The organism is Pseudomonas sp. B3(2017), assembly GCF_002113595.1.
In the GTDB taxonomy this organism is placed as follows: domain Bacteria; phylum Pseudomonadota; class Gammaproteobacteria; order Pseudomonadales; family Pseudomonadaceae; genus Aquipseudomonas; species Aquipseudomonas ekonensis.
The window spans coordinates 51,190-65,550 of sequence record NZ_NEIU01000026.1 but is presented as its reverse complement, the minus strand read 5'-3'; the positions used below and the strand labels follow the sequence as shown (position 1 = coordinate 65,550).

The 14,361-nt window shown below is 65.7% G+C and carries 9 protein-coding genes; 6 read left to right on the top strand and 3 right to left on the bottom strand.

What is annotated here, in order from left to right:
- Window positions 1-39 precede the first annotated feature (39 nt).
- From lon to cmoB, 5 genes are all read left to right on the top strand, one after another.
- Entirely contained in the window at window positions 40-2,457 is a 2,418-nt protein-coding gene (gene lon / locus CAG33_RS26165) for an endopeptidase La (protein ID WP_085634025.1), read from the top strand.
- Window positions 2,458-2,811: 354 nt separating this feature from the next.
- Complete coding sequence (locus CAG33_RS26160; RefSeq protein WP_085586666.1) at window positions 2,812-3,204, top strand: protease inhibitor I42 family protein; 393 nt, start codon at window positions 2,812-2,814, stop codon at window positions 3,202-3,204.
- A 1-nt stretch (window position 3,205) separates the two neighbouring features.
- On the top strand, window positions 3,206-3,841 hold the full coding sequence (locus CAG33_RS26155) for a lysoplasmalogenase (RefSeq protein WP_085586665.1): 636 nt from the start codon (window positions 3,206-3,208) through the stop codon (window positions 3,839-3,841).
- A 222-nt stretch (window positions 3,842-4,063) separates the two neighbouring features.
- Window positions 4,064-4,771, top strand: a complete 708-nt coding sequence (gene cmoA, locus CAG33_RS26150) for a carboxy-S-adenosyl-L-methionine synthase CmoA (protein WP_225927287.1) — start codon at window positions 4,064-4,066, stop codon at window positions 4,769-4,771.
- Window positions 4,768-5,724 carry a tRNA 5-methoxyuridine(34)/uridine 5-oxyacetic acid(34) synthase CmoB gene (gene cmoB / locus CAG33_RS26145; RefSeq protein ID WP_085634022.1) on the top strand — a complete coding sequence of 319 codons (957 nt, stop codon included), beginning with the start codon at window positions 4,768-4,770 and terminating at the stop codon, window positions 5,722-5,724. The genes cmoA and cmoB overlap by 4 nt, the downstream gene beginning before the upstream one ends.
- Window positions 5,725-5,897: 173 nt before the next feature.
- Here the strand turns inward: cmoB and tadA are convergent, their stop codons facing one another.
- Both tadA and CAG33_RS26135 read right to left on the bottom strand, forming a co-directional pair.
- The gene (tadA, locus tag CAG33_RS26140; protein WP_085586662.1) at window positions 5,898-6,395 is read right to left on the bottom strand and encodes a tRNA adenosine(34) deaminase TadA; all 498 of its coding nucleotides are present in this window, start codon (window positions 6,393-6,395) and stop codon (window positions 5,898-5,900) included.
- Window positions 6,395-7,771, bottom strand: a complete 1,377-nt coding sequence (locus CAG33_RS26135) for a multicopper oxidase family protein (protein WP_085634021.1) — start codon at window positions 7,769-7,771, stop codon at window positions 6,395-6,397. Before CAG33_RS26135 ends, tadA begins: the two co-directional genes overlap by 1 nt.
- 184 nt (window positions 7,772-7,955) lie before the next feature.
- On the opposite strand from CAG33_RS26135, the gene CAG33_RS26130 reads away from it, so the two are divergent.
- Entirely contained in the window at window positions 7,956-12,593 is a 4,638-nt protein-coding gene (locus CAG33_RS26130; RefSeq protein WP_176247786.1) for a membrane-targeted effector domain-containing toxin, read from the top strand.
- Between the two features lie 94 nt (window positions 12,594-12,687).
- Here the strand turns inward: CAG33_RS26130 and guaA are convergent, their stop codons facing one another.
- Window positions 12,688-14,265, bottom strand: coding sequence for a glutamine-hydrolyzing GMP synthase (gene guaA / locus CAG33_RS26125; RefSeq protein ID WP_085586659.1), 1,578 nt, complete (start codon window positions 14,263-14,265; stop codon window positions 12,688-12,690).
- Window positions 14,266-14,361: the final 96 nt, after the last annotated feature.

The window sequence follows — 14,361 nt, the reverse complement described above, 5'->3', positions numbered from 1 at the left end:
GCCCCATCTAAGCCCCATACCCCATTGCGCAGGTGCCCCATGAGCGACCAGCAAGAATTCCCGGACAACCCCGACGACTACACCGAAGCCGAACACATCGAACACCGCTCCACCGGCAAGGGCCTGGCCCTGCCCGGCCAGAACCTGCCGGACAAGGTCTACGTCATCCCGATCCACAACCGTCCGTTCTTCCCCGCGCAGGTGCTGCCGGTCATCGTCAACGAAGAGCCGTGGGCCGAGACCCTGGACCTGGTCAGCCAGTCCGGGCACCACTCCCTTGCCCTGTTCTTCATGGACACGCCCCAGGAAGACCCGCGCCACTTCAACACCAAGGCGCTCCCCGAATACGGCACCCTGGTCAAGGTGCACCACGCCAGCCGCGAGAACGGCAAGCTGCAGTTCGTCGCCCAGGGCCTGAGCCGCGTACGCATCAAGACCTGGCTCAAGCACCACCGCCCGCCCTACCTGGTAGAGGTCGAATACCCGCACCAGCCCACCGAGCCGACCGACGAGGTCAAGGCCTACGGCATGGCGCTGATCAACGCGATCAAGGAACTGCTGCCGCTCAACCCGCTGTACAGCGAAGAGCTGAAGAACTACCTCAACCGCTTCAGCCCCAACGACCCCTCGCCGCTGACCGACTTCGCCGCCGCCCTGACCTCGGCCACAGGCCCCGAACTGCAGGAAGTGCTCGACTGCGTGCCGATGCTCAAGCGCATGGAAAAAGTCCTGCCGATGCTGCGCAAGGAAGTCGAGGTCGCGCGCCTGCAGAAAGAGATCTCCGCCGAGGTGAACCGCAAGATCGGCGAGCACCAGCGCGAGTTCTTCCTCAAGGAACAGCTCAAGGTCATCCAGCAGGAGCTGGGCCTGACCAAGGACGACCGCAGCGCCGACCTCGAACAGTTCGAGCAGCGCCTGGAAGGCAAGGTGCTGCCGGCGCAGGTGCAGAAGCGCCTCGAAGAGGAAATGAACAAGCTGTCGATCCTGGAGACCGGTTCGCCGGAATACGCGGTCACCCGCAATTACCTCGACTGGACCACTTCGGTGCCGTGGGGCGTGTACGGCGAGGACAAGCTCGACCTCAAGCACGCGCGCAAGGTGCTGGACAAGCACCACGCCGGGCTCGACGACATCAAGGACCGGATCCTCGAATTCCTCGCGGTCGGCGCCTACAAAGGCGAGATCAGCGGTTCCATCGTGCTGCTGGTGGGGCCGCCGGGCGTGGGCAAGACCAGCGTCGGCAAATCCATCGCCGAATCCCTGGGCCGGCCGTTCTACCGCTTCAGCCTAGGCGGCATGCGCGACGAGGCCGAGATCAAGGGCCACCGGCGCACCTACATCGGCGCGCAGCCGGGCAAGCTCGTGCAGGCCCTGAAAGACGTCGAAGTGATGAACCCGGTGATCATGCTCGACGAGATCGACAAGATGGGCCAGAGCTACCAGGGCGACCCGGCCTCGGCGCTGCTGGAGACCCTCGACCCTGAGCAGAACGTCGAATTCCTCGACCACTACCTCGACCTGCGGATGGACCTGTCCAAGGTTCTGTTCGTCTGCACCGCCAACACCCTGGACTCGATCCCAGGACCACTGCTGGACCGCATGGAAGTGATTCGCCTGTCGGGCTACATCACCGAAGAGAAGGTCGCCATCGCCAAGCGCCACCTGTGGCCCAAGCTGCTGGAGAAGGCCGGCGTGTCCAAGGGCAGCCTGAGCATCAGCGACGCGGCCCTCAAGGCCCTGATCGACGGCTACGCCCGCGAGGCCGGCGTGCGCCAGCTGGAAAAGCAGATGGGCAAACTGGTGCGCAAGGCCGTGATGAAACTGATCGACGAGCCGAAGGCCGTCATCAAGCTGGGCCCCAAGGACCTCGAAGCCTCGCTGGGCCATCCGGTGTTTCGCAACGAGCAGGTGCTGTCCGGCACCGGCGTCATCACGGGGCTGGCCTGGACCAGCATGGGCGGCGCGACCCTGCCGATCGAAGCGACGCGCATCCACACCCTCAACCGGGGCTTCAAGCTCACCGGGCAACTGGGCGACGTGATGAAGGAATCGGCCGAGATCGCCTACAGCTACGTCAGCTCGCACCTGAAATCCTTCGGCGGCGATCCGAAGTTCTTCGACGAGGCGTTCGTCCACCTGCACGTGCCGGAAGGCGCGACGCCCAAGGACGGCCCGAGCGCCGGCGTGACCATGGCCAGCGCCCTGCTTTCTTTGGCACGCAACCAGCCGCCGAAGAAAGGCGTGGCCATGACCGGCGAACTGACCCTGACCGGGCACGTGCTGCCGATCGGCGGGGTGCGGGAAAAGGTCATCGCGGCGCGTCGGCAGAAGCTCTTCGAACTGATCCTGCCGGAGGCCAACCGGGGCAACTTCGAGGAACTGCCGGACTACCTCAAGGAAGGCATCACCGTGCACTTCGCCAAGCGGTTCGCGGATGTGGCGAAAGTGCTGTTCTGATAATCATGTAGTGCCTGCACTACCGCTATCGCTGGCAAGCCAGCTCCCACAGGTTTTGCGTGACCGCAGATCCTGTGGGAGCCAGCCTGCTGGCGATGACGTCAGCCAAGGCTGCGCATGGCCGCAGAACCATGCGGGGGGAGGTTGTACCTTGCCCCCGGCAGCGCCTTCCACGGCGCCATCGCCAGCAGGCAGGCTCCTACAGGGGCGCTGTGTGCACCCTGGATCAGTGCGACGATTCGGCTTGCCCGCGAAGGGGCCGGAATTGACAGCCTCGCCCCGCCAGGTTGTCACACTTTGTCTCATCTTCAGTTATGCTCGCCGTTCGTCGAGAACGCCGGAGCCCCTCACCCCATGTCCCCCATTCGCCTGTTCGTCCCCCTGAGTCTCGCCCTGCTGGCCGCCTGCGCCACGCAACCGAAAACCAACGTGACCGTGGAGAAACAAAGCGAATGCCCGGTGCGGCTGGCCAACGGGCAAAACCTGATCGTGACCCTGCCCAGCAACCCCACCACCGGCTACCGCTGGGCCATCCAGGATTCCGCCGGCGGAGTGCTGCGCGCCCTGAGCCCCGAGGTCTACAGCAACCCCGAGGACGCCGGCGTGGTCGGCGCGGCGGGCCTGTCCACCTGGCGCTTCCAGGCCTTCGCCACCGGCACCGGGCGCCTGCGCCTGACCTCGCAGCAGCCGTGGGCACCGGAAGTGCTGCCGGTGGAAACCTTCGACTGCGCCATTTCGGTCAACTGACATGGGCTGGCTGATCCTGGCGCTGATGGGCGCGGCGACCTTCCTCTACGGCCTGAGCACCCACGCGGCGCTGCTCTGCCTGTTGGTCAAGCCGCTGCCGGTGCTGGCGCTGCTCGGCTGGCTGCACGACGCGCCGCCCGGCGACTACCGGCGCTGGATCAGCCTGGGCCTGATCTTCTCGCTGGTGGGCGACGTGCTGCTGGCCTGGCCGGGCGACCTGTTCGTGTTCGGCCTCGGAGCGTTCCTGATCGCACACCTGGCCTACCTCAAAGCCTACCTCAGCGACTGCCGGCGCCTGGCCGTGCTGCCGCTGGTCCTCGCCCTGGCCTTGGGCGCGGTGCTGCTGGGCATTCTGGTCGCAAGCGGCCTGGGGCCGTTGCTGGTGCCGGTGATCATCTACGGCACGGCCATCAGCGCCATGCTCTGGCGCGCCTTGGCCCGCCTGGGCAGCGGCGTGCCGCAACGTTCGGCGCTGCTGGCCGCCGGCGGGGCCGTGGCGTTCGTGTTCTCCGACAGCGTGATCGGCATCAACCGCTTCGTCGCGCCGTTCCACGCCGCCCCCTACCTCATCATCCTCAGCTACTGGCTGGGCCAGTGGGGCATCGCGGCCTCGGCGTTCTCGCAAAAACCGCGCTGACCGCATCGCCCGCAGGCTGGCTCCCTCATGGACGGTGCAACACCCTGGGGAGCGAGCCCGCTCGCGAAAGCGATGTGCCTGACACGAGGCTGGCAGCGCCGTTCGGGCGTTTATCAGCCAACCCGCGCATCCCCGCAGCAATTTGGCTAAAATGCCGGCCTTTTCCACCGAACCGCCGGAACCGCCGTGAGCAAAGAACCCGACCGCATTTTCGCCCAGCCCATGGCCCAGGTGCCTGACTTCGCCTTCAACGAGGACGTGGTGCGGGTGTTCCCGGACATGATCAAGCGTTCGGTGCCGGGTTACCCGACCATCGTCGAGAACCTCGGCGTGCTCGCCGCGCAGTTCGCCCAGCCCCACAGCGTGCTCTATGACCTGGGCGCCTCCCTCGGCGCCGTGACCCAGGCCCTGCGCCGCCATGTGCGCACCGACGGTTGCCGGGTGATCGCCGTGGACAATTCGGCGGCGATGGTCGAACGCTGCCGCGAGTACCTCAACGGCCAGGATTCGATGTTCCAGGAGTTGTTGCCGGTCGAGGTGATCGAAGCCGACATCCTGGCGCTCGACTTCAAGCCGGCCTCGGTGGTGGCGCTCAACTTCACCCTGCAGTTCATCGCACCAGAGCAGCGCCTGGCCCTGCTCGGCCGCATCCGCCAGGCCTTGCTGCCCGGCGGCGCGCTGATCCTGTCCGAGAAGCTGCGCTTCAACGACGCCGACGAACACGCGCTGCTCACCGACCTGCATGTGGCGTTCAAGCGCGCCAACGGCTACAGCGAACTGGAGATCGCCCAGAAGCGCAGCGCCATCGAAAACGTCATGAAGCCCGACAGCCTCGAAGAACACCGCGAACGCCTGCTGGCCGCCGGATTCTCGAAAGTCGTGCCGTGGTTCCAATGCCTTAACTTCGCCTCGTTGATTGCCCTGCCATGATCGATCTGTCTCCCCTCGCCCGCCGTCTGGCCGGCACGCCGCTGGCCGACTGGGCCAATACCCTGCAAGCGCAGCTCGACAAGAAGATGGAAAAGGGCCACGGCGACCTGGAGCGCTGGCAAAGCGCGCTGGACGCCCTGCCCCAGGTCCAGCCGAGCGAAGTCGACCTGCTCGACGGCCTGACGCTGGACAGCGACTGCGACGACGCCACCCGCGCGCAGATGCGCACGGCGCTGATGGGCCTGTCGCCCTGGCGCAAGGGGCCGTTCGACCTGTTCGGCGTGCACGTGGACACCGAGTGGCGCTCGGACTGGAAATGGTCGCGGGTCGCTCCGCACCTGAACCTTGCGGGCAAGCGCATCCTCGATGTCGGCTGCGGCAACGGCTACTACATGTGGCGCATGCTCGGCGCCGGGGCCGACAGCGTGATCGGGGTCGATCCGAACTGGCTGTTCTTCTGCCAGTTCCAGGCGGTGCAGCGTTACCTGTCGCAGCCGAACGCCTGGCACCTGCCGTTCCCGTTCGAAGACCTGCCGGCGAACCTCGAAGGCTTCGACACGGTGTTTTCCATGGGCGTGTTCTACCACCGCCGCTCGCCGATCGAGCATCTGCTCGCGCTCAAGGATTGCCTGGTCAAGGGCGGCGAACTGGTGCTGGAGACCTTGGTGGTCGAAGGCGACCGGCACCAGGTGCTGGTGCCGGAAGACCGCTACGCGCAGATGCGCAACGTGTGGTTCCTGCCGTCGGTGCCGGCGCTGGAGCTGTGGCTGCGCCGCGCCGGCTTCAGCGACGTGCGTTGCGTGGACGTGAGCTTCACCACCGTGGCGGAACAGCGCAGCACCGAGTGGATGAAGTACCAGTCGCTGAGCGACTTCCTCGACCCGCACGACCACAGCAAGACGATCGAAGGGCTGCCGGCGCCGATGCGGGCGGTGATCGTCGCCCGCAAGTAGATCGACCGGCCCTGCGGCGCCCTCACCGGCGCCATCGCCAGCAGGCTGGCTCCCACAAGGGGACTCGGCCGAATGCAGCCACTGTGTTCACCGCAAAACCCTGTGGGAGCCAGCCTGCTGGCGATGGCGTCCGCCAGGACGCCGCCGAACGGAAGCAGACACGAAGCAGGCGTTCAGTCCGAAGACTTGGCGCGCCGGGCCCTGAAGAATTCGGTCAGCACCGCCCCGCACTCCTCCGCCAGCACCCCGCCCTCATGCAGCACCCGATGGTTGAGAAAGCCCTGGGTGAAGAACTGCCCCTGGCTCTGCACGATCCCGGCCTTGGGCTCCAGGGCGCCGTACACCACCCGCGCGATGCGCGAGTGCACGATCAGCCCGGCGCACATGCTGCACGGCTCCAGCGTCACATAGAGCGTGCTGCCCGGCAGGCGGTAGTTGCCGGCCGCCTCGGCGGCGGCGCGGATGGCGACCATTTCCGCATGGGCGCTGGGGTCGCTGGTGCTGATCGGGCAATTGAAGCCGCGGCCGACGATCTCGCCGTCCTGCACCAGCACCGCCCCCACCGGCACTTCGCCGAGGGCGGCGCCCTGCGCGGCCAGGGCCAGCGCTTCGCGCATGAAGTCGCGGTCGCGGCTGCGGTCGATGATCGCCGCGGGGCGGATCTGGCGCATCACTTCACCTCGATGGCGGCCATCAGGCCGGTTTCCATGTGGTCGATCACATGGCAGTGGAACATCCACACCCCCGGGTTATCCGCCACCAGCGCCACTTGCGCCCGCTCGTTCTTGCCCAGCAGGTAGGTGTCGGTGAAGTACGGAACGATCTTGCGCCGGTTCGAGGCGATCACCTTGAAGCTCATGCCGTGCAGGTGGATGGGGTGCTGGTACTGGGTCATGTTCTTGAGTTCGAAAATGTAGCTCTGGCCCAGCTTCAGGCTGGCGATCGGCCGGTCGGCGCAGGTCTTGTCGGTGATGTCCCAGGCCTTGCCGTTGATCTGCCACAGGCTCGGCGGCTTGCCGTTGTCGACGTTCACCGACACGGAACCGACCCATTCGAAATTGAAGTTGAGTTTCTCGGCCTTGGCCAGGTCCGGCTCGGCCACCGGGTTGACGGGCAGCGCTGGCGGCCACTCGGTCGGCGCATCGTCGTTGGCCACCGAACGCAGGGTGCCCAGCCGCACCGGGCCGTTGCGCAGCGACAGCTCCTGGCCTGCCGCCGGGGCCTTGATCGCCAGGCAGATGCGCATGCCGGGGCCGAGCCAGTATTCCTTGCCCAGCGGCCGCGGCTCCACCGGATTGCCGTCCAGCGCGTAGATCTGCGCTTCGACGCCGGGGATGTTGATGCGGTAGGTCAGGGTGTTGTCGAGGTTGAGCAGGCGCACCCGCGTGATCTGGCCGGCGGGCAGTTCTATCACCGGCGACGGCACGCCGTTGATGGTCGACAGGCGCCCCGCCGTGCCGCCCCGGGCCGCTTCGCGGGGGATGCTGAAGTCGACGAAGTTGCCCTCGTCGTCCACGTGCCAGTTCTTCAGGCTCAGGGTCTTTTCGTAGCGGAAGCCGGTCGGCTCGCGCTCCTCGACGATCAGCGGCCCCACCAGCCCGCGGCCGAGCTCTTCGCTGCTGCTGACGTGGGGGTGATACCAATAGCTGCCGGCATCCGGCACACGGAATTTGTAGTCGAAGTATTCGCCCGGCAGCACCGGCAATTGCGAGACGTACGGCACACCGTCCATTTCCAGCGGCAGGCGGATGCCGTGCCAGTGGATGGTGGTCGCCACCGGCAGCCGGTTGATGAAGCGCACCCGCAGCCACTCGCCCTGACGCACGCGCAGTTCGGTGCCCGGCGCCGACGGGCCGAAGGCCCAGGCCTGGGTCTTGTGCCCGGCCACCAGTTCGACGTCCAGGGGCGCTGCGATCAGCTCATAGTCGTGCCCCGCATCGGCTTGCGCCCGCTTGCCCAGCCAGTAGCGCGCCGTCCCTCCCGCACCGACGCCAACGACAACAAGACCGGCCAGGCCACCGAGGATTTGGCGACGGGTAAAGGACATGAACTGGGCTACCTCACGGATCGACGGCAGGCACCGGGCCCGCAAAAGGCGAATACGATACACCCGCAACTGGCAAACAGTAAGGGCGACGTGCCGCCGCAGCGGCAATGCGATAACTATGTACCGCACCTGCGCCGCCCGGACGGGTCATGCTCCCTGCCCGTATCTCAAGGAGTGAGAGAGCATGATCCCAGACAACCACCGCCCGCTTCCCAACGCCGCCGACAAGGCCGCGCTCAAGGCCATCGCCCGCCGCGTCATCGGCGACTGCCCCAGCCTTCAGGACACCGCCCGCGAGGTGGCCGGCGACCTGCTGAAAAAGCACGGCGTCACCGGCCTCGATCCCGACCGGGTGTACTTCCACCGCTTCGATGCGGCCCAGAGCAACGGCCGCACCTTCACCGGCTGGGAACACGTCAACGCCAAACCGACCTCGACGCTGACCCTCACCCAACTGGTGATCCAGCGCTTCCGCGTCGCCGACCAGGACAACGCCGACCTGCTCGACGTGTACGCGGGCTTCTACAGCGCAGGCCCCACCGCCGGCACGTTCAACGAAACCAACGAAGTCCGCCTCCACGGCAACGAAGTATTGAAGGACTTCTGGAGCATCGATTTCAGCACTCGGTACAAGGATCGGCTGAGCACTTTCTGGCACCGCTCGGGCAGCGATTACCGCACCCTGGCCAAGTGCAACTTCCTGCTCAAGGCCGTGCAGGCCCGGGACAAGCGTCTGTTGAGCGACGAAGACTTCCGCTTCGTCACCCAGGCCGCGCTCGGCCCGATCAGTTGGCCGGTCACGCTGCAGTGGCTGCAATCGACGCACCCCACAACGGGTACGGTCCGGACGCTGGACGTCGCCGGCTTCACCGCCACCGACATCCTGCGTTTCGTCGCGCCCAAGGGTCGCCAGATCGTTTATGTGCCCGGCGAAGCCAGCGCCTTCACCGTGCTGGAAACCGCCACCGACATGCATTTCTGGATGCTGCTGCGGATGAACCAGCCGCAGGACCGCCAGATCTTCATGACGCATTTTCCCTTGGCCGACCGACAGGAGATCGCTGACCACATCAGTGACCTGATGAACCGCCTGGTCAGCACTTGGAGCCGGTACGACCACCACCTGATCAACCAGAACGACAAAGCCATCGAAGGCGACACCTTCACCTGGCTGCAGACATCGACCCGCGACGCCTTGTTCATCGAAGCCGAACTCACGCTGACCGCCAACGCCGACCTGCGCAAGAAACTCTGGATCGGTTACCTCAGCGCCGGCCTGAGGGTCTTCGCCCCCATGGCCATCGTCGGCTGGCCGGTCGCATTGCCGTTGATCGGGGCGAGCATCGCCGACATGGGGCTGAACATCGATCAGGCGGTCAACGGCAAAACGTCCGAGGAGCGCAAGGCCGGCATCCTGGGGGCCGTGCTCGGCGGCATCGACCTGCTGCTGAACCTGGCCGCCCTCGCCGGCCCTGGCTCACTGGAAGAAGTCGGCCCCGACATCGAAGCGGCCGAGGCCAGGGAAATGGCAGAACTGCAGGAAGCGACGCAGCCGGCACGCACACCCAAGCCACCGCCCCCTCCGGCGGATGCTCAAGCCGTCGAGCCCCCGCGGCCTGTGTCTGGCATCCCGGCATCCTACCGAATCGGCCTTACCCTCGACGACACGACGCTGAGCCGCGAACCGGGCAAGTACCAGGGCATCCACAGCCTGCCGTCCGACCCGTCACGGGCCATCCGCCTCGGCGACGGCAACTACTACGTGCGCTACGAAACCTCGGCGAGCGGCACCGGCCACTGGGCCATCATCGACCCCGCCCGGCCGAATGCCTTCGTCCGTTCGATTCCCGTACGCTTGAACGCCGCCGGCCAATGGGAAACCCTTCCGCAGCTCGGGCTCAAGGGCGGCATGGATCTGCCGCACGCCAGCACCTCCGCCGCGCAGCAATGGGCACAACTGCCCGGCACCCTGGTCACCGAAATCGACGCCCCGGACATGCGCGCCTGGGCCCTGGGCGGCGCGGACGATGTCAGGCCGGTCACCGATGCCTTCGGCCGGACGCGCACCTTGAGCCGCTTCGAACTGAGCCAGGAAACCGCACGCGACAACCTGATCAGCGACGCCCGCACCTGGTATGCGGCCAATCCTGTCACGCCGCGCCTGCCCGTCGCCACGGCGGCGGCCTTCGACTCACCCGGCGACCTGCTCGACGCTGCCTTCGCCCGGAAGCCGGGGTTGGTCATCGGCGAAACGCAAGGCGGCATCGGCAGCAAGCAGTTCCTGATCGAGAACATGCCGGCCCTCGCCCGGCGCGGCGTGAAGACGCTTTACACCCAGCAACTGCTGGCCAACGTCAACCAGACGGCGCTGGATACATTCGCCCGCACCGGCCAGATGCCTGCCGAACTGGAAGAATACCTGCGCAAGCTCGACTTCATGGCCGGCAACGACCCCGATGGCCGCTTCACGCTGACAGAGGTGGTGAAGGCCGCCAATGCCGCAAAGATCCGGGTGCAGGCGCTCGACCTGTCCACCACCTACCACATCAACCGCTCCGCGTTCGGCTCGGAACCGGGTCTGCCGATGGCCAGGAGCTTCTTCGCCGGCCAGGTCATCCGCTTCAACGAAGCCGTCAAAGGCCCGGCCAGGTGGGTGGCGTTGGTGGATCGGGAACACATGACCACCTTCAGGGGCCACCAGGGCATCAGCGAACAGGCAGACGCCCTGAGCCTGCGTTTCGACGACGTGCCGCCAGGCCTTGAGGCGCCCATCGGCACCGACCCCGGGGTGGTCGTCGAGTACGCCGACTACCCCGGCTCACCCGTCGAGGAACCGCTGGACGGAGGCGACATGGATGCCGTGCAGGCCCAGATCCAGGGCACCTGGCGCGTGCAGATGCCGACCCCGTGGGCCTACCGCACACCGCAGAATCTGCGCGCCCTGTTGCCCGAGCCCGGCATGTTCACCTTCCAGCGCTACCGCAACAGCATTCTGGTGGTCTACCGCAACGAAGCGGGCCACATGGCGGACAGCGTCGTGCGTACGACACCCGGCGGCAGGATCAGTCTGCAGGTGCCGATGCGGCCCGAGTACGACTTCATCACGGCCGACCATTGCGATGAGCTCAAGCAGGCCCTGATGGAGCGAGGCCTTCGGCCCATGGGGTGGCCGTTGCCGGCCGAACCCGCTGCGCTGCCGGTCGAGCCCGGCCTGGCCCAGATCCAGGACAAACTCGCACGCTGGCAAGCCAATGATCTGCTTGAAGCTCGAAGGCCTGACACCGGGCCCGGCAAGTTCCAGGGCATCTATCGGCTCGACGGCGACCCTGCGACGGCCATCAGCCTCGACGGCACCGCCTACTACGTGCGCTTCGAACCCGACGTCAACGGCCCCGGCACCTGGGCCATCATCAACCCTGAACGCCCGAACGCGTTTTCCGGCACCCTGCCGGTGCGCCTGAACGCCCAAGGCGAATGGGAACTGGCTCCAACGGGTGGCCTGAAGGGCGGTGGCAACAACCTCAAGGGCATGTCTCGGATCAGGACTGAGGCCGCGCCTGCGCCTGCGCCTGCACCTGCACCTGCACCTGCACCTGCACCTGCACCTGCGCCTGCACCGTTGCGCGCTCCTGCCACCGGCTACGAATCGCCCATCCGTTACGGCCTCAGGAATGTGGCGCTGGGCAAGCCGGAGACGCACATCAAAGTCAGCAGGTTGCCCGATGGCAGCATTAAAGGAATCACCTCCTATGACGAATACGTCACGGACCTGCGGCGCAAGCTGGCACGGGATACCGATCAATTCTTTGGACGCCGAGACCTTTACCGTGAGTTGCCCGCCCGTCCCGCAGTCGACGCAATCCCCACGACTTCGGCCTCAAGCCTGATCGAACACGTATTCGACGCAGTGCCCGGCCTGGTCATCGGCGAAGGTCAGGACCGGATCGCCAGCCTGCGTTTTCTCATCGAAAACATGCCGACCCTGTCGCGCAAGGGGGTCAGGACCCTGTACTTCCACCGCCTGCTCAACGACTTCAGCCAAGGCGACCTGAATGCGTTTTTCCGCACAGGCGAGATGTCCCCGGATCTCGAAACCGTTCTGCGGCAGCTGCAAAATGATCCATCGGGCGTGCATACGCCGTTGGAAACGGTCAAGGTCGCGCGCCTCAACGGCATCCGGGTTCAGGCGACGGACTGCCTGGCCAGCTACCGCTTTCCCGAGGCACCGTTTACGCAGCTGCAGGAACAAGGCATCAAGAACTACCTTACGCATACCGTCATGCAGGCCGACCAAAAGCTCAACGAAGCGGGCAAGTGGGTTGTCCTCACCGGCCAGGAAAACACCAACACCTTCCGTGGCGTGGTCGGCATCAGCGAACTGCAGGGCGGCATCGGCTTGCGCATCGAAGAAGTGCCGCTCGATGCGCCGGCAACGATCGAGATCGACCGCGGCATCCGCATCGGCAGAGGCTATGTGCATCAAGACAGGCCACAACAGGGGGCATTCGACACGCTCTATGCCGATCTGAGTTTGAAGTCGCCGCAGCCTTCCGTCGAAAGAACGCCGGCGGACATCGAACGGATGCTGATGCGGCGCGGCCAGTACACCTTCCAGAAAACCGAAGACGGCGTGACATTGATCCACCGCAACCGGGAAGGAAAGATCGTTCACACGCCGGTCGAACGTCTCGCTGACGGCACCTTGCGGATCCATCGCCCGGTGTGGGTGGGCATCGATCAGGTAGCGTTCGCCAGCCTCGAAGAATTGTCCTGGAGCCTCAGCGAGATGGGCATGCTCCTTGAGGGCCGCTTGCCGCACTGAACCTTCCCGCCAGCCGAAAAAAAGCCCCCGGTCTTGCGACCGGGGGCTTTCGGATGTCACAGCAACGGGCCTGGGTTGACGGGCCCGTTCGTGATCATTCCCACTCGATGGTGGCTGGCGGCTTGCTCGACACGTCGTAGGTGACGCGGGAGATGCCTTCGATCTCGTTGATGATGCGGCCGGAAACGGTTTCCAGCAGCTCGTACGGCAGGTGCGCCCAACGGGCGGTCATGAAGTCGATGGTCTCGACGGCACGCAGGGCCACGACCCACGCGTAACGGCGGCCGTCGCCGACCACGCCCACCGATTTCACCGGCTGGAACACCACGAACGCCTGGCTGACCTTGTGATACCAGTCGGCCTTGCGCAGTTCCTCGATGAAGATGTGGTCGGCGCGGCGCAGCAGGTCCGCGTATTCCTTCTTCACTTCGCCGAGGATGCGCACGCCCAGGCCCGGGCCCGGGAACGGGTGACGGTAGACCATGTCGTACGGCAGGCCCAGCTCCAGGCCCAGACGGCGGACTTCGTCCTTGAACAGTTCGCGCAGCGGCTCGACCAGCTTCAGGTTCATCTCTTCCGGCAGGCCGCCCACGTTGTGGTGCGACTTGATCACGTGGGCCTTGCCGCTCTTGGCGCCGGCCGACTCGATCACGTCCGGGTAGATGGTGCCCTGGGCGAGGTACTTGATGTTGTTCAGCTTGCAGGACTCGGCATCGAACACGTCGATGAAGGTGCGGCCGATGATCTTGCGCTTCTTCTCAGGGTCGGCTTCGCCGGCCAGGTTGTTCAGGAACTGGTCTTCGGCGTTGGCGCGGATCACCTTGACGCCCATGTTCTCGGCGAACATGGCCATCACCTGGTCGCCTTCGTGCAGGCGCAGCAGGCCGTTGTCGACGAACACGCAGGTCAGCTGGTCGCCGATGGCCTTGTGCAGCAGCGCGGCGACTACCGAGGAATCGACGCCGCCGGACAGGCCCAGCAGCACGTTGTCGGTGCCGACCTGGGCACGGATGTTGGCGATGGCGTCTTCGGCGATCTTCGACGGCGTCCACAGGGCTTCGCAACCGCAGATGTCGAGGACGAAGCGCGACAGGATGCGGCCGCCCTGCTTGGTGTGGGTCACTTCCGGGTGGAACTGCACGCCGTAGTAGGCGCGCTCGTCGTTGAACATGCCGGCGATCGGGCAGCTCGGGGTGCTGGCCAGGATGTGGAAGTCTTCCGGCATCTTGGTGACCTTGTCGCCGTGGCTCATCCACACGTCGAGGCCGAACAGGCCGTCGGCGTCAATGTGGTCTTCGATGCCGTCGAGCAGGCGGCTCTTGCCGACCACGTCGACACGGGCGTAGCCGAACTCACGCAGTTCGGAGCCTTCGACCTTGCCGCCCAGTTGCTCGGCCATGGTCTGCATGCCGTAGCAGATGCCGAAGACCGGCACGCCCAGGTCGAAGACGGCCTGCGGGCAGCGTGGGCTGTCGGCGACGTGCACGGACTCGGGGCCGCCGGCGAGGATGACACCCTTCGGGGCGAATTCGCGGATCGCATCTTCGTCCATGTCGAACGGGTGCAGTTCGCAGTACACGCCGATCTCGCGCACGCGGCGGGCGATCAGTTGGGTGTACTGGGAACCGAAGTCGAGGATCAGGATGCGGTGAGCGTGAATATCGAGGGCCATGATTCAGTCTCGTCTTAAGTCAATCAGTAACAGTCGTGATTCAGAAACAACTCGGGGCTGAATGAACAGCCCCGGTTGCTTAGCGATTTTGAAGGC

Coding starts and splice junctions, on each gene's coding strand:
- guaA (WP_085586659.1), bottom strand. CDS start 14,265: ATGGCCCTCGATATTCACGCTCACCGCATCCTGATCCTCGACTTCGGT.
- cmoA (WP_225927287.1), top strand. CDS start 4,064: ATGGCCCAGGTGCCTGACTTCGCCTTCAACGAGGACGTGGTGCGGGTG.
- CAG33_RS26155 (WP_085586665.1), top strand. CDS start 3,206: ATGGGCTGGCTGATCCTGGCGCTGATGGGCGCGGCGACCTTCCTCTAC.
- lon (WP_085634025.1), top strand. CDS start 40: ATGAGCGACCAGCAAGAATTCCCGGACAACCCCGACGACTACACCGAA.
- cmoB (WP_085634022.1), top strand. CDS start 4,768: ATGATCGATCTGTCTCCCCTCGCCCGCCGTCTGGCCGGCACGCCGCTG.
- CAG33_RS26135 (WP_085634021.1), bottom strand. CDS start 7,771: ATGTCCTTTACCCGTCGCCAAATCCTCGGTGGCCTGGCCGGTCTTGTT.
- tadA (WP_085586662.1), bottom strand. CDS start 6,395: ATGCGCCAGATCCGCCCCGCGGCGATCATCGACCGCAGCCGCGACCGC.
- CAG33_RS26160 (WP_085586666.1), top strand. CDS start 2,812: ATGTCCCCCATTCGCCTGTTCGTCCCCCTGAGTCTCGCCCTGCTGGCC.
- CAG33_RS26130 (WP_176247786.1), top strand. CDS start 7,956: ATGATCCCAGACAACCACCGCCCGCTTCCCAACGCCGCCGACAAGGCC.